Here is a 14,811-nt window from a genome sequence, read left to right as displayed (position 1 = left end):
AACCTCTCGCGAGAGGTTGGGGTTCAGCGCACGCCGACGATGTCGACGACGAACACGAGGGTGTCGTCGCCGTTGATGCCCGCGGCCGGCATGCCGCGCGGGCCGTAGCCGAGGTGCGGCGGGACCGAGACGAGCACGCGCGAGCCGACCTGCTGCCCGACGAGCGCGTCGTCCCACCCCGAGATGACGGCGCCGACGCCGATCGGGAACTGGATGGAGGTGCCGCGGTCGTAGGAGTTGTCGAAGATCTGCCCACCCCACGTCTGCCCGAGGTAGTGGACGTCGATCGTGCGACCCGCCTCCACCTCCTCGCCGCTGCCCTGCTCGAGGACGGTGACGGCGAGGTCCGCGGGGGCCGCGGAGTCGGGGAAGGTCAGCTGCGGCTTGTCGCCGAACGTGCCGGACGCCGCAGGAAGATCGGCCATGGTCGTGCCCTTCTCGTCGAGAACCGGTCGGCGAGGGCCCAGGGGCCCAGCCGTGAGCTCCAGCCTATGCGGCCCCCGCGGGCCTCCGGCACGCGCACGTAAGCCGTGTGTAAGGCCGCCCGCGCATCCTCGACGCATGCCAGCTTCCTCGGCGCCGGCGAGTACCCGACGCCACGCAGCCGCCCGCGGTGGCCGCCTCGGCGCCGTCCGCGTGCTGGTGTGCCTCGCGCTCCTGCTCGAGGGCATGGCGTCGTCGAGCATCAACGTCCAGGTCGAGCCCGTGCGCGTGGACCTCGGCCTCGGGCCGGTTGAGCTCCAGCTCGTCGCCAGCGCGTTCCTCGTGCTGTACGCCGGGCTGCTGCCGATCGCCGGACGACTGGTCGACTCGCGCGGCGCGCGGGGCGCGTTCCGGCTCGGCGTGGCGCTGTTCGTGCTCGGCTCGCTCCTGTGCGCGGGTGCGTGGGACGGCTGGGCGCTCGTCGCCGGCCGCGCCGTGCAGGGAGTCGGCGCGGCGCTGAGTGCCCCCGCCGCCCTGGCCCTCGTCACCTCCGGCCTGGGAGCCGGGAGCCTCCGGGACCGTGCCGTCGCGACGTACGGCGCGATGGGCGCCGCCGGCTTCTCCCTCGGGCTCGTGGTCCCGGGTTTCGTCGTGGCGCACGCGGGCTGGCGGGCGAGCTTCGCCGTCCTCGCACCGGTCGGGATCGCGCTCGCGGTCGCGACGTGGCACATCGAGCGCGGCGCGGCACCGACGCGTGAGCGCGTGGGCGGGGCGCGGGCCGTCGTGCTCACGGCGGTCCTCGCGGCGGTGCTCGTCGCGCTCGGCGGCATCGGCACGCTACCCGCAAGCGTCGTCGCTGGGGTCGGCGCAGCGGCCCTCGCCGGCGCCGTCGCGCTCGCGCTCGCTCCGGGGCGCCGTCTCGTGCCGCCCGAGCTGCTTCGCCTCCCGTCCGTCCGCGCGGCGAGCGTCTCCCTGGCCGCCCTGTTCGCGGGCGTTCTCGCCTCGCTGTTCGTGGTCAGCCTGGCCCTGCAGACCGGTCGCGACCTCGACGCGTTCGACGTCGGCCTCCTGCTCCTGCCGCAGCCGCTCGCGTTCGCGCTGGTCGCCCGCGTCGGCGCTCGCGCCGTCGGCCGGTGGGGAGCGCCGCGCGCGCTCGCCGCGGGGATCGGCGCCGTGCTCGCGGCCCTGGCGGCGCTGAGCCTCGCCCCGGGCCTGCCGACCGCCGTCGTCCTGCCCGCGATGGCCGGCATCGGCGTCGGCCTCGCGCTCGCCTACCCGGCCGCGTCGATCTGGGCCGTCGACGGCGCCCCGCCGTCCGCGAGGGGGACGACGGCGGCGCTGCTCACCACCGCGCAGAACGTCGGCGGCGCGTCGGGACTGGCGGTCCTCACCGCGCTCTCGCTGGTCCCGCCGGCGACGAGCGCCGGCCCTGGGCTCATGGTGAGCGCGGCGCTGCTCGTGCTCGGGGCGGCCCTCGCCTTCACGCTCGGCCGGCGCACACAGCCGTCCTGAGGTCCGGGCGCGAGCAGGGCTGCCTGACTCAGCCGAGCAGGGCGGCGAGCCAGGCCCGCTGCTCGGGCCAGCGGAACCCGCCACCGCCCTCGTGCTCGTTGTACCGGTACACGTCGATGCGCGAGCCGGCGGGGTGACCGTACGCGTTGAACGCGGCGTACACGGTGGACGGCGGGCAGATGGTGTCCATGAGCCCGACGGAGAACAGCGCCGGCGCGCTCGCACGCGTGGCGAGGTGCGCCGCGTCGACGTAGGACAGCGTGCGCAGCACCTGCTCCTCGCGTCCGCGGTGCACGGCGAGATAGGCGACGACCTCGCCGTACGGGTGCGCGGCGGTGATCGTGATCGCCCGCCGCATGTGGCACAGGAACGGCACGTCCGGCATGACGGCCACGAGGTCCGGCACGAGGCCGGCGACGGCGAGCGAGATGCCGCCGCCCTGGCTGCCGCCGGTGACGGCGACGCGGGCGGGGTCGACGCCGTCGAGCGTGCGGACCGCCTCCACGGCGCGCACACCGTCCGTGAACACGCGGCGGTAGTAGTGGTCCGCCGGGTCGTCGATGCCACGCGTCATGAAGCCGGGGACCGAGGAGCCGGTGCCGGCCGGGTCCGGGGTGTCGCCACCGGTCCCCCACCGTGCCCCCTGCCCGCGCGTGTCCATGACGAGGAACGCGTACCCGGCGCTCGGCCACGCCAGGTGCTCGTGCGGGAGCCCGCGCCCTCCCCCGTAGCCGACGTACTGGACGACGGCGGGCAGCGCCGTCGCCCCGCGCGGCCGCAGGTACCACGCCTTGACCGGGTGGCCCCCGAACCCGGCGAACGTGACGTCGAACGCCTCGACGAGCTCGAGCCCGGCATCGACGGGCTCGACCCGGACGTCGAGGTCGTGCTCGCGGGTCTCGGCGAGCGTGGCCGCCCAGAACGCGTCGAGGTCGTCGGGGATCGCGAGAGCGGGTCGGTAGTCGGGCAGGGCATCGGCGGCGATGTCGAAGAACGGCACGGCCGCGATCCTAGGGATGCGCGGCGCCCGCGGGAAGCGTCGTCCGTGCCGCGCTCGGCGCCTTGACACCTGCATGCGCGGAGGGCAACACTTAACCACATGGTGAAGTATTCGAAGGCGGACCCCTCGCTCGACGAGGTCTTCGCGGCGCTCACCGACCCCACCCGGCGCGCCATGCTCGCTCACCTGCGCGCCGGCCCAGCCACCGTGACCGAGCTCGCGGCGCCGCTCGGCGCCACGCTCCCCGCGATGGCGAAGCACCTCGCCGTCCTGGAACGGACCGGCCTGATCACCACCCGCAAGGTCGGCCGCAGCCGCCACTGCACACTGCGCGCCGGCGCGCTGCGCCCCGCCGCGGAGTGGATGGACGGCTACCGCCGGTTCTGGGCCGACCGCCTCGACTCGCTCGAGGACTACCTGGAGGAGAACCCGTGACCGAGGCACCCACCACCGTGAGGCTCACCCGACACGTCGCCGCCGCGCCCGCCCGCGTGTGGCGAGCGTGGACCGACGCCGACGAGCTCGCCGCCTGGTTCTGGCCGCCGTCGTTCGGGACGACGGCGCGGGTCGACCTGCGCGTCGGCGGCACCTACCGCGTCGAGTCGACAGCCCGCGGCATGGCCGTGAGCGGCGACGTCGTCGCGCTCGAGGAGCCGCATCGGCTCGTCCTGACCTGGCGTTGGGACGGCGAGGACGACGAGACCCTCGTGACCGTCACGTTCGCCGCCGCCGACGGCGGGACGGATGTCGTCGTCCTCCACGAGCGGTTCACGTCCGAGGAGGACGCCGCGAATCACGCGCAGGGCTGGAACGACTGCCTCGACCGGCTGGTCGAGGTCGGACAGCGGACAGCCTGACCCGGGCACCGCAGGCTGCGCTCGGCGGGAGAGTCGCCTCAGGCCAGGGCGCGCTCGAGGTCCGCCAGCAGGTCGGCGACGTCCTCGATGCCCACGGACAGCCGCACGAGGTCCGCCGGCACCTCGAGCGCCGACCCGGCGACCGACGCGTGCGTCATCCGCGCGGGGTGCTCGATGAGCGACTCCACGCCGCCCAGCGACTCCCCGAGCGTGAACACGCGGGTCCTGTCGCACACCTCGAGCGCCCGCGCCTCGGACCCGACCCGCATGCTGACCATCCCGCCGAACCCGCTCATCTGGGTGGCCGCGACGTCGTGGCCGGGGTGGTCCGGCAGTCCCGGGTAGATCACGTGCTCGACGACGGGATGCGCGGCGAGGAACTCGGCCACGGCCGCGGCGTTCCGGCTGTGCTGGGCCATGCGCACGCCGAGCGTCTTCAGCCCGCGGAGCGTGAGCCACGCGTCGAACGGGCCGGCGACGGCGCCTGCGGCGTTCTGGTGGAACGCCACGGCGTCGAGGAGCGAGCCGGAGCCGGTCGGACCCGGGTTCCCGCCCGGCAGGCGGACGCCTTCACGCAGCACGAGCGCGCCACCCACGACGTCGGAGTGCCCCCCGATGTACTTCGTGGTCGAGTGGACGACGGCGTCGGCGCCCAGCGTCAGCGGGAGCTGCAGCGCGGGACTGGCGAACGTGTTGTCGACGACGAGGAGCGCGTCGGCGTCGCGCGCGATCCCGGCGAGCAGGGTCAGGGGTGAGATCCCCAGCAGCGGGTTCGACGGCGTCTCGACCCAGATCGCGCGGGTCGTCGGTCGCACCGCGGCTGCGACCGCCGCTGGCGACGTCGTGTCGACGGCCGTGTGCTCGATCCCCCAGGGCGCGAGCACGCGCGCGATCAGGCGGTACGTGCCGCCGTAGGCGTCGTCGGGGATGACGAGGTGGTCGCCGGGCGCGAGCACCGACCGGAGCAGCACGTCCTCCGCCGCCAGGCCGGACGCGAACGCGAACGCCCGCTCGCCGAGCTCGGCGGCGGCGAGCGCCGTCTCGAGCGCGGTCCTCGTGGGGTTCGCGGAGCGCGAGTACTCGTACCCGCCGCGCAGTCCGCCGACGCCGTCCTGCTTGTACGTCGACGTCAGGTACACGGGCGGGACGACGGCGCCCGTGGCCGCGTCCGGTTCGGAGCCGGCGTGGATCGCCCGGGTGGCCGGTCCGTGCTTCGACCAGTCGGGGGCCTCGGTCGCGTCGCCGGCGTCGTGGTGGGTCATGGTCGTCAGGCTAGCCATCCGCCGCCGAGTGCGTGATCCCTCCCGCCGACACGCCGCCGACGCCGCGAGAGCTCACGCACTCGGCGCGCGACGCCCTCAGCGGGCCAGGTACCCGAGCAGGTCCGCGCGCGTCAGCACCCCGATCGGGCGGCCGTCGTCGGTGACCACGAGAGCGTCGGAGTCCACGAGCGCCTTCTGGACGGCGACGACGCTCTCCCCCGCCCCGATGTACGGCAGCGGCGGGCCCATGTGCGCCTCGACGCGGTCGGCGAGCGACGCCTGGCCGGCGAAGACGGCGTCGAGCAGGTCGCGCTCGCTGACCGAGCCGGCGACCTCGCCGACGACGACCGGCGGCTCCGCACCGACCACCGGCATCTGCGAGACGCCGTACTCGTGGAGGATCTCGACGGCGTCCCGCACCGTCTCGCCCGGGTGCGTGTGCACGAGCGCCGGCAGCTCCCCCGACTTGGTGCGCAGCACGTCGGCTGCCGTCGCACCCTCGCCGGCGTCGAGGAACCCGTACGAGCGCATCCACGCGTCGTTGAACACCTTCGAGAGGTAGCCGCGCCCGCCGTCGGGCAGGATCACGACGACGACGGCGTCGGCTGCGGCAGCCGGGTCCTCCTCCTCGAGCCGGCGCGCCACGCGCAGAGCCGCGACCGCGGCCATCCCGCTCGACCCGCCGACGAGCAGGCCCTCCTCGCGGGCGAGGCGCCGGGTCATCTCGAACGAGTCGGCGTCCGTCACGGCGAGCACCTCGTCCGGCACCGCCGGGTCGTACGCGCCCGGCCAGAAGTCCTCGCCCACGCCCTCCACGAGGTACGGCCGTCCGCTGCCGCCGGAGTACACGGACCCGTCCGGGTCGACACCCACGACCCGCACCGGGCCGCTCTCCCGGTCGGCTGACGCGTCGTGCAGGTAGCGACCGGTGCCCGTGATCGTGCCGCCCGTCCCGATGCCGGCGACGAGGTGCGTGACGCGCCCGTCGGTGTCGGCCCAGATCTCGGGGCCGGTGGAGGCGTAGTGGCTCGCCGGCCCGTTCGGGTTCGAGTACTGGTCGGGTTTGAACGCGCCGTCGATCTCCGACGCGAGCCGGTCGGACACGGAGTAGTAGGAGTCCGGGTGGTCCGGCGGGACGGCGGTGGGGGTCACCACCACCTGCGCCCCGTAGGCCGTGAGGACGTCGCGCTTGTCCTGCGCGACCTTGTCCGGGCAGACGAAGATGCAGCGGTAGCCGCGCTGCTGGGCGATGAGCGCGAGGCCGACGCCGGTGTTGCCCGACGTGGGTTCGACGATCGTGCCGCCCGGACGCAGCTTTCCCTCCGCCTCGGCGGCGTCGATGATGCGGGCGGCGATGCGGTCCTTGATCGACCCACCGGGGTTGAGGTACTCGATCTTGGCGAGGACGACTGCGCTCAGTCCGTCGGTCACGGACGACAGGCGCACGAGCGGCGTGGATCCCACGAGCTCGCTGATGTGTGCGGCGTATCTCATCGGCCCAGGGTAGGACGCGTCGGTGGGTCACGCCCCGCCCTTGCGACGCGACCTCTCGAGGGAACGACGACGGCGGCCCTCACCACCGAGGGTGAGGGCCGCCGTCGCTGTCGTGCAGCGCGCGTCGCGCCGTGGCTCAGTCGCCGCGGAGGATCGCCAGGAGCCGCAGGAACTCGAGGTACATCCAGACGAGCGTGACGGTGAGGCCGAACGCGGCCGCCCAGGCGTACTTGGCCGGTGCGCCGCGCTCGATGCCGCGCTTGATCGCGTCGAAGTCGATCACGAGGCAGGCCGCGGCGAGGATGACCGCGGCGACGCCGATGAGGATGCCGATCGGGCCCTCGCGCATCCCCCAGCCGTCCATGACGCCGAACAGCATGAGGCCGAGGTTGATCAGCGAGAAGAACGCGTACCCCACGAGCGCCACGAGCACGATCCGCTGGAACTTGGGCGTGACCCGGATCTTGCCGCTCCGGAACAGCAGGAGCGTCGCGCCGAACGTGGCGAACGTCGCAAGCACCGCCTGCACGACGATCCCGGGGTACATCGTCTCGAAGATGCCGGAGATGCCGCCGAGGAACAGACCCTCGAGGGCGGCATACCCGACGATGAGCGCCGGCGACGGCTCGCGCTTGAACGAGTTCACCAGGCCGAGCACGAGGCCGCCGATCGCACCGACGAGCATGAGCGGCCAGACGAGCTGCGGGGCGCCGAGCGCCTGCGGGCCGAACCACGCGAGCGCACCGGTGACGACGATGATCCCGAGCAGCGAACCCGTGCGGATGATGACGTCGTCATACGTCATGCGGCCGGTCTGCGCGGGACCCGCGGCCGGCATGTTGTACGCCTGCTCCAGGTCGTATGCCGGCGCCATCGTGCCGGTCGCACCGGCCGCCGACTGCCCGGCCTGCGGCACGCCCGGGTAGCCCTGCTGCCCGGCGGCACCCGGGTACGCACCCGGCTGGCCTCCGCGCCGCTGCTGGCCCTTGCCGTCCCCGAAGAACGGATCGTTGTTGAAGTACGGGTTGCTCACGCGCTGCCTCCTGGTCGCGGCGGGTGGATGCTCTTGGCCGGCCGATCGCCTGGGACTGCGCCGGACCGCTGCGCCCATCCTATGCGGCGAGCGGCGACCGGGCATGGCTCATGCGTGTGCCGTATCCGAGGAACGACCGACGCCGTCCCCGTGTTCCCGCCGGCCGGTGCGCGTGTGAGGGCCTCCCGCGGACCCCTGAGGCTCGAGGCCGAGGGAGTCCGCCTGGAGGATGACGTCGTCACTCCTTCGACCGACGTCTCCCGAGCCGAAGATCCACCCATCGCGAGCGGCGGCGCGCCGGTGCGCGGCCTAGCGTGGAGCGCAGCCGGGTGAGTCCGCCCGGACCCCACGAAGGAGCTGCTCATGATCGAGGCTGAAGGCCTCACGAAGAGGTACGGCACCAAGCTCGCGGTGGACCACGTCTCGTTCCGCGTCGAGCCGGGCCAGGTGACCGGCTTCCTCGGCCCGAACGGCGCCGGGAAGTCGACGACGATGCGGATGATCGTCGGTCTCGACCGCCCCACCGCCGGGCACGTCGAGGTCAACGGCAAGCCGTACGCCCAGCATCACGCGCCGATGCACGAGGTCGGCTCGCTGCTCGAGGCGAAGGCGGTCCACACCGGCCGCAACGCCCGCAACCACCTGCGCGCCCTCGCCGCCACCCACGGTCTGCCCGGCAAGCGCGTCGACGAGGTCATCGAGATGACCGGCCTCGCCGCGGTGGCGAAGAAGCGCGTCGGCGGCTTCTCGCTCGGCATGGGCCAGCGACTCGGCATCGCCGTGGCCATGCTCGGCGACCCCCGCACGCTCATCCTCGACGAGCCGGTGAACGGCCTCGACCCCGAGGGCGTCAAGTGGGTCCGCACGATGGTCCGGTACCTGGCGGACGAGGGACGCACGGTCTTCCTGTCGTCGCACCTCATGAGCGAGATGGCGATCACCGCCGACCAGCTCATCGTCATCGGCCGGGGCAGGATCATCACGTCCGGGCCCGTGCAGGAGGTCATCGACCGCACGTCCGGCACGTCCGTCACCGTCCGCTCGCCGCAGGCGGCGCAGCTCGCGGAGCGCCTCGCCGGCGAGGACGTCGCCATCACCGTCATCGAGCCGGGGCACCTCGCCGTGCGCGGGCTCGAGGCAGCCCAGGTCGGTGAGGTCGCCGCGCGCGAGGGTCTCGTGCTGCACGAGCTCACGCCCGTCCGGGCCTCGCTCGAGGAGGCGTTCATGACCCTCACCGCCGACGACGTCGAGTTCCACTCCGCGTCCGGGTCACCCCACGCGTCGCACGCAACGGAAGGAGCGCAGGCATGACCGCGATCACCAACGGCGCCGCCACCGAGGTGGGCCGCCACGCCGGTGCGCCCGTCAGCGGCGCCGGCCGCGTCTCGTTCCCCCACGTGATGAAGTCCGAGTGGATCAAGTTCTTCACGCTGCGCTCGACGTACTGGACGCTCGGCCTGACCGTCGTCGGGATGGTCCTGTTCGCGCTGATGATGGCCAGCGGCGCGTCGTTCATCGCGGAGAGCTCCGAGGGCGCCGACCTCAGCGGGTTCGGTGTCACCGTCGCGACGTTCGGGTACCTCGCCGGGCAGATCACGGTGGCGGTCCTCGGAGCGCTCATCATCACCGGCGAGTACACGACCGGCATGATCCGGTCGACGATGACGGCCGTTCCGAAGCGGCTCCCCGCGCTGTTCGCGAAGGGTGTCGTGCTCGCCATCGTCACGTTCGTCACCGCGAGCGTGGGCGTCTTCGCGTCGTACCTGGTGACCCTGCCGATCCTGTCGCAGTACGACATGCAGGCGGACCTCGGCGACTCCGAGACCTGGCGCGTGTTCCTCGGTGCCGGTCTGTACGTCATGGCGATCGCCCTGCTCGCGTTCGGGATCGGCGCCCTGCTGCGCAACTCCGCCGGGGCCATCGCCGCCGTGCTCGGCATCGTCCTGCTCATCCCGATCGTGGTGAGCATCGCGAGCATGAACCTCGAGTGGGTGGCGAACCTCGCTCCCTACCTGCCCTCGGCGGCAGGCGAGCGCATCATGGCGATCGACGGCGGGATGAGTGCGATCGAAGGCGAACCGCCCGGCGGCGAGCCGCCTCTGACCCCCTGGCAGGGCATCGGCCTGCTGGGTGCCTACGTCGCGGCGATCTTTGCCGCTGCGTGCGTGCTGCTGCGGAGGAGGGACGTCTGATCGACGTTCCGCAGCACACCGAGGGGGCGACGCCGGCGGGGGAACCGCCGGCGTCGCCGTTCTCGCGTGCGCCCTCGGACGCGCCGGCCGCCGGCGCGAGAGGGCCGACGCCGGCCCCCGGCTCGTCGTCGTCAGGAGCGTCGGGAGGAGCGAACGTGTCCTCGTCCTCGGCGCCGGAGTTCACCGAGCTCAACGCGCGACGGCTCGGCCCGGTCCGGCGCTACTTCGTCCGTCACCCCGTGGCGATGGACCTCCTGGTCATGGCGTGGTTCGGGATCCCCTCGTTCCTCACCGTCGTCCTGGTGCCGGAGGGGACTCCCCGCGGCGTCGTCGTCGGCGCGATCGCCTCGGTGCTCGCGACGGCGGCTCTGTGGTTCCGGCGTCGACGTCCCCTCGCGACGCTCGCCGTCGTCACGGTCCTCGGTGTCGTCACGACGGTCGCGATGTCGCAGACCGCCGGCTTCGAGCTCGCCGTCGCGCTCGGGGTGTACGCCGTCGCCGCCTCGCGACCGGCGCACGTGGCCTGGCTGGCGCTCGGCGCGAGCGTCGCCACCCTGGGCACCACCCAGGTGCTCGTCGACGCGCCGACGAACCTCGAGGCGGTCGCCGCCGCCTCCCCCGACCCGACCGACTGGGACGTGTTCCGCGTCACGAGCGTCACGGCGATCGTCCTCTGGGCGGTCATCGCCCTGGCCATCGGCATCGGCGTCCGCAACCGGCGCCTGCACATCGGTGCTCTCATCGACCGCGCCAACCAGCTGGCGCTCGAGCGCGACCAGCGCGAGCAGCTCGCCGTCGCCGCCGAGCGGGCGAGGATCGCGCGCGAGATGCACGACGTCGTCGCCCACTCCCTCTCCGTGATGATCACACTGGCCGACGGCGCCCAGGCGATCCTCGAGAAGAGCCCCGACCGGGCGCGCACGGCGATGGACGACGTCGCCGAGACCGGGCGCTCCGCCCTCGGCGACATGCGACGCGTGCTCGGCGCGCTCCGGGACGACGAGGCCACCGGCGCCATGCTCGAACCGCAGCCGACCGAGGGGATCGGGGAGCTCGTCGACCGCTTCCGCGCGGCCGGGCTGCCGGTCCACCTCACCACGTCCGGCGTGGCGCTCCCCGCGGACGCCGGCCTCCGGCTCGCCGTCTACCGCATCCTCCAGGAGGCGTTGACCAACGTGCTGCGGTACGCGCCGCTCGCCCCGTGGATCGAGGCGGCTGTCGCGACGACGCCCGACGGCGTCGTCGTCCGTGTCTCCAACGGCGGTGGGTCGATCCCCGGCGAGGGACGCCAGGGCTCCGGGAAGGGGCTCATCGGCATGCGTGAGCGGGTGGCCGTGTTCGGCGGCTCGATCGAGGCCGGGCCGACCCTGTCCGGCTGGCAGGTGCGCGCGCTGCTGCCGTGGCGGGAGGATGAGGTGTGATCCGTGTGCTGCTCGTCGACGACCAGGCGCTCCTGCGCACCGGGTTCCGGCTCGTGCTGGAGGCGGAGACGGACATCGAGGTCGTCGGTGAGGCCGCCGACGGCGTGGTCGCGGAGCAGATGGCGCGCTCGCTCCACCCGGACGTCGTGCTCATGGACGTGCGGATGCCCGTACGCAACGGCATCGAGGCCACGGCGAGCATCGTGGCCGCGATGCCCGCGGTCCGCGTGCTCATCCTCACGACGTTCGACCTCGACGAGTACGCGTTCTCCGGCCTGCGGGCCGGCGCGAGCGGCTTCCTCCTCAAGGACACGCGGCCCGCGGATCTCGTGGACGCGATCCGGACGGTGGCGAGCGGGGACGCCGTCGTCTCGCCGCGGATCACCCGGCGGATGCTCGAGCTGTTCGGCGAGTACCTGCCGCAGGGCGGCGACCGGGACACCTCGGCCAGCGACCCGCGGCTCGCGGAGCTGACGCCGCGCGAGCTCGAGGTGCTCGTCGCCGTCGCGGAAGGGCTGTCGAACCTCGAGATCGCCGACCGGTTCGTGGTCAGCGAGGCGACGGTCAAGACGCACGTCGGCCGCGTGCTCGCGAAGCTGGGCCTGCGGGACCGCGTGCAGGCCGTGGTGCTGGCCTACGAGACGGGACTCGTGCGACCCGGGTAGCCTGCTCCGACGGGAATCACGAGCCGACGAGCTCGTCGAGGCAGGGAGGAGGCACGCGATGAGCGACAGCCCGCCGCAGATCGCGGTGCGCGAGGTCGCGCCGTCCGATGCCGACTTCCTCGTCGACATGCTGCTCGAGTCGGTGAACTGGTCGGGCGACCGGATGAACCGCAAGCAGGCCCTCGCGAAGCCCGAGATCGCGCACTACGTCACCGGCTGGGGCAGGCCGGGCGACTTCGGGCTCGTCGCCGTCGACCTCGGCGGGCCGGCCGGGCTGCAGATCCCGGTCGGGGCGGCCTGGCTGCGCCAGTTCACGTCGGCGGACCCGGGATACGGCTACGTGGCCGACGACGTCCCGGAGGTGACGATCGCCATCGTCCCGGGGTTCCGGGGCCGGGGCATCGGCCGCGCGCTGCTGACGGCGTTGCTGGCCCGCGCGCGGGAGCTGGGGATCGGCCGGGTCAGCCTGTCCGTGGAGGACGGCAACCGCGCCCGGGCGCTGTACGAGCAGCTCGGGTTCACGTCGGTCGGGCGCAGCGGGGACTCCGACACGCTGGCGCTCGACCTCTGAGCCAGCACGCCGGGCGGCCGCCTGGCGCATGCCGCCCCGACTGTCATACCGTCGATGCCCATGAGCGCGTTCTACGACCCGGACGAGGCCCTGGCCAGGGTCGAGGCAGACATCGCCGCGGCGCAGGAGCGCGCCTCGGCCGCCCAGGAGGTCCGCGCCAAGATCGACGAGGTGCGGGGGGTCGCCCGGAGCGAACGCGGTGAGGTCGTCGCCCAGGTCGACCCGACCGGCCTGCTGCGCGACCTCGAGCTGAGCGACGCCGCGACGCGCCTGCGCGCCGACGCGCTCTCGACGCTCATCGTGCGCACCGTGCGCGCGGCGATGCAGGACGCGTCGCGCCAGGCGGTCGCGATCATGGACGACGCGTTCGGCGCTGGCTCGGCCGTGAGCCGCCAGCTGCAGGACGAGCTCGATCAGCGCATGCGCTGATCCCACACAGGGAAGCGGAACGGGGGACGGGGATGGGCACGGGGGCAGGCTTCGAGGTCTCGACGGAGGTGCTGACCGCGCACGCGGGGCGCCTCGAGGCGGTGCGGGACGCCGTCGACCTCGCAGCGGACGCGGCGGGGCAGGTGGACCTGAGCGACGGATCGTTCGGCGTGCTGTGCGCCTTCCTCCCGCCGATCGTCCTTCAGTCCGAGGCCGAGACCGAGGACGCGATCGCGGCGGCGGGCGAGACGCTGACGGCGATGGCCCAGGGCGTTCGTGACATGGCCGCCGACTACGCAGCTGCGGACGAGGGCGAGCAGGGTCGGCTCGACCGCCTCCGGGCGGCGCTGCCGTGAGCGAGAACGCGCTGGTCGCAGGGCCCACCGAGTCCTCGGCCCTCGGCGGCACGATGCTCATCGAGTCGCTCGCCGACCTGTCGACGTCGCTGGAGAGCGGCAGCTGGCTCGACGTCGGGCTCGCTGGGCTGTCGACCGCGCTGGACACCGCAGCGGCGGTCATGGACCCGCTCGGGCAGCTCATCGCCGCCGGTCTCGGCTGGCTCATGGAGCACGTCGAGCCGCTCAAGGGGTGGCTCAACGACCTGACGGGCGACGCGAACGCCGTCGCCGGCTTCGCCGCCACCTGGACGAACGTCGCGGGGCACCTGGGGACGGCGTCGGAGGACCTCCGGCAGGTGGTCCGCTCGGACCTCGAGGCGATGACGGGTCAGGGCGTGGAGGCGTACGCGCGATACGCCGACGACGTCGCCGCGCACCTGAAGGGGCTGAGCGGCTCGTCCGCGGGAGTCGCAGCAGCGATCGAGAAGTGCGGGATGGTCGTGCAGATCGTGCACGACATGGTGCGCGACGCGATCGCCGAGCTGGTCGGCGCGGCGATCTCGTGGGCGGCGCAGATCGTGTTCACCGTCGGACTCGGGACGCCGTGGGTGATCGGCCAGGTGACGACGCGGGTGTCGTCGCTCGCGGCTCGCGTCGGCGGTTCCGTGACGGCGGTCATCCGGTCGGCGTCGTCGTTGCGCGGTCTCGTCGACACGCTCAAGGAGGCGATCAGCGGCCTCGCCCGGAACCTCCGCAGCAACCAGCCCCGCACCCCGGGTGCGCCGGGCACCCGCGACGTGCCTGGCCACTTCGCGGGAGGCAGCTACGGTCCTGGGCGACGGCGTGGCGAGCTCCCGGACGAGTGGGCGGAACGCGCGTACGACGACATCCGAGCCGACCCGAACTTTGCCGACGACCTCGCACGAGCGAACCCCGACATGGACCCAGCCGACATTCGCCGCGCGCTCGACCACGTCTTCCGCGACGAGCACCTCCTGGGTGGCCGAACGTTCCCGGACGGGAGCGTCGAGCCGATCACCACCGGACGGTTCGATCCTGACTCCCCGCAGGCGGAGGCCTTCTACCGACTTCGGAACGGCGAGGGCACACCGACCGACCACCTGCTGCTGCGCCACGAGATCGCCGAATCGGCCTACGTTCGTGACCACCCGGGCGCGACGTATCTTGAAGCGCACGAGCACGCGAACTCCATCGCGGACTGGCACTCAGCCCGGATGAGGGAAGGATCCTGATGGCCCGGATCGTGTACGGCGACAAGATCTCCGAGGATCCGCAAGGCGTGCGGTACCGGGTGTCGTCACCGGATCACCCGAACGTCTCCGTGCTCGCCATCGGTCCGGACGGTCGGTCGGCCTCCAGCGAGGGGTCCGGTCCGGACCTGAACATCGACGAGCAGGCGATTCACGGGAAGGCTCGCCGCCTGTGGGTCGACTCCGGCAGCTGGCCGGAGCACGTGAGCTTCTACGCGTGAGCACGAGCGAAAGCTGCAGCACAGCCCTCGTCCCACGGTGCCGCGGGATGGCCATCTTCGTGTACGGCCGCAAGGTCTCCGAGGGTCAGGAGCATGTGCGCTATCTCGTGGGACGTGACGAG

At 73.1% G+C, this 14,811-nt stretch carries 17 protein-coding genes; 12 read left to right on the top strand and 5 right to left on the bottom strand.

Annotation, left to right across the window (positions count from 1 at the left end; genetic code table 11):
• Positions 1-23: 23 nt before the first annotated feature.
• Positions 24-425 carry an FKBP-type peptidyl-prolyl cis-trans isomerase gene (locus BCAV_RS05340; RefSeq protein WP_015881561.1) on the bottom strand — a complete coding sequence of 134 codons (402 nt, stop codon included), beginning with the start codon at positions 423-425 and terminating at the stop codon, positions 24-26.
• A gap of 136 nt (positions 426-561) precedes the next feature.
• Here BCAV_RS05340 and BCAV_RS05335 point away from each other — a divergent pair, with 136 nt between their 5' ends.
• A complete protein-coding gene (locus tag BCAV_RS05335) occupies positions 562-1,935 on the top strand; it encodes an MFS transporter (RefSeq protein ID WP_187292851.1) in 1,374 nt (457 codons plus the stop codon).
• A 28-nt stretch (positions 1,936-1,963) separates the two neighbouring features.
• Here the strand turns inward: BCAV_RS05335 and BCAV_RS05330 are convergent, their stop codons facing one another.
• Positions 1,964-2,935: an acetylxylan esterase gene (locus BCAV_RS05330; RefSeq protein WP_015881559.1), complete on the bottom strand. Its 972-nt coding sequence runs from the start codon at positions 2,933-2,935 to the stop codon at positions 1,964-1,966.
• A 99-nt stretch (positions 2,936-3,034) separates the two neighbouring features.
• On the opposite strand from BCAV_RS05330, the gene BCAV_RS05325 reads away from it, so the two are divergent.
• Together BCAV_RS05325 and BCAV_RS05320 are read left to right on the top strand one after the other, a co-directional pair.
• The gene (locus BCAV_RS05325; RefSeq protein ID WP_015881558.1) at positions 3,035-3,370 is read left to right on the top strand and encodes an ArsR/SmtB family transcription factor; all 336 of its coding nucleotides are present in this window, start codon (positions 3,035-3,037) and stop codon (positions 3,368-3,370) included.
• Positions 3,367-3,792 carry an SRPBCC family protein gene (locus BCAV_RS05320; RefSeq protein ID WP_015881557.1) on the top strand — a complete coding sequence of 142 codons (426 nt, stop codon included), beginning with the start codon at positions 3,367-3,369 and terminating at the stop codon, positions 3,790-3,792. The genes BCAV_RS05325 and BCAV_RS05320 overlap by 4 nt, the downstream gene beginning before the upstream one ends.
• A 38-nt stretch (positions 3,793-3,830) precedes the next feature.
• Here BCAV_RS05320 and BCAV_RS05315 read toward each other — a convergent pair whose 3' ends face one another.
• The 3 genes from BCAV_RS05315 to BCAV_RS05305 form a co-directional block, all read right to left on the bottom strand.
• Positions 3,831-5,054, bottom strand: coding sequence for a cystathionine gamma-synthase (locus tag BCAV_RS05315; RefSeq protein ID WP_043346643.1), 1,224 nt, complete (start codon positions 5,052-5,054; stop codon positions 3,831-3,833).
• Positions 5,055-5,150: 96 nt separating this feature from the next.
• Positions 5,151-6,548 (bottom strand): cystathionine beta-synthase, encoded by a 1,398-nt coding sequence (locus tag BCAV_RS05310; RefSeq protein WP_015881555.1) that lies wholly within the window; start codon positions 6,546-6,548, stop codon positions 5,151-5,153.
• Between the two features lie 136 nt (positions 6,549-6,684).
• Complete coding sequence (locus BCAV_RS05305; protein WP_015881554.1) at positions 6,685-7,581, bottom strand: Bax inhibitor-1/YccA family protein; 897 nt, start codon at positions 7,579-7,581, stop codon at positions 6,685-6,687.
• 363 nt (positions 7,582-7,944) lie between these two features.
• Between BCAV_RS05305 and BCAV_RS05300 the strand changes: the two genes are divergently transcribed.
• From BCAV_RS05300 to BCAV_RS05260, 9 genes are all read left to right on the top strand, one after another.
• Entirely contained in the window at positions 7,945-8,892 is a 948-nt protein-coding gene (locus BCAV_RS05300) for an ABC transporter ATP-binding protein (protein WP_015881553.1), read from the top strand.
• The gene (locus tag BCAV_RS05295) at positions 8,889-9,773 is read left to right on the top strand and encodes an ABC-2 transporter permease (RefSeq protein WP_015881552.1); all 885 of its coding nucleotides are present in this window, start codon (positions 8,889-8,891) and stop codon (positions 9,771-9,773) included. Before BCAV_RS05300 ends, BCAV_RS05295 begins: the two co-directional genes overlap by 4 nt.
• A gap of 155 nt (positions 9,774-9,928) precedes the next feature.
• Complete coding sequence (locus tag BCAV_RS05290; protein WP_015881551.1) at positions 9,929-11,194, top strand: sensor histidine kinase; 1,266 nt, start codon at positions 9,929-9,931, stop codon at positions 11,192-11,194.
• Complete coding sequence (locus BCAV_RS05285) at positions 11,191-11,859, top strand: response regulator (protein ID WP_015881550.1); 669 nt, start codon at positions 11,191-11,193, stop codon at positions 11,857-11,859. The genes BCAV_RS05290 and BCAV_RS05285 overlap by 4 nt, the downstream gene beginning before the upstream one ends.
• A gap of 58 nt (positions 11,860-11,917) precedes the next feature.
• Positions 11,918-12,430, top strand: coding sequence for a GNAT family N-acetyltransferase (locus tag BCAV_RS05280; RefSeq protein WP_015881549.1), 513 nt, complete (start codon positions 11,918-11,920; stop codon positions 12,428-12,430).
• A gap of 60 nt (positions 12,431-12,490) precedes the next feature.
• On the top strand, positions 12,491-12,859 hold the full coding sequence (locus BCAV_RS05275; RefSeq protein WP_050761657.1) for a YbaB/EbfC family nucleoid-associated protein: 369 nt from the start codon (positions 12,491-12,493) through the stop codon (positions 12,857-12,859).
• 32 nt (positions 12,860-12,891) lie between these two features.
• Positions 12,892-13,215 carry a type VII secretion target gene (locus BCAV_RS05270; protein ID WP_015881547.1) on the top strand — a complete coding sequence of 108 codons (324 nt, stop codon included), beginning with the start codon at positions 12,892-12,894 and terminating at the stop codon, positions 13,213-13,215.
• Positions 13,212-14,450 carry a hypothetical protein gene (locus BCAV_RS05265; RefSeq protein ID WP_015881546.1) on the top strand — a complete coding sequence of 413 codons (1,239 nt, stop codon included), beginning with the start codon at positions 13,212-13,214 and terminating at the stop codon, positions 14,448-14,450. The genes BCAV_RS05270 and BCAV_RS05265 overlap by 4 nt, the downstream gene beginning before the upstream one ends.
• Positions 14,450-14,689: a hypothetical protein gene (locus BCAV_RS05260; RefSeq protein ID WP_015881545.1), complete on the top strand. Its 240-nt coding sequence runs from the start codon at positions 14,450-14,452 to the stop codon at positions 14,687-14,689. The genes BCAV_RS05265 and BCAV_RS05260 overlap by 1 nt, the downstream gene beginning before the upstream one ends.
• Positions 14,690-14,811: the final 122 nt, after the last annotated feature.

Origin of the sequence: Beutenbergia cavernae DSM 12333, from assembly GCF_000023105.1 — a bacterium.
Lineage (GTDB): Bacteria > Actinomycetota > Actinomycetes > Actinomycetales > Beutenbergiaceae > Beutenbergia > Beutenbergia cavernae.
This window is presented reverse-complemented; position numbering and strand designations above follow the sequence as displayed.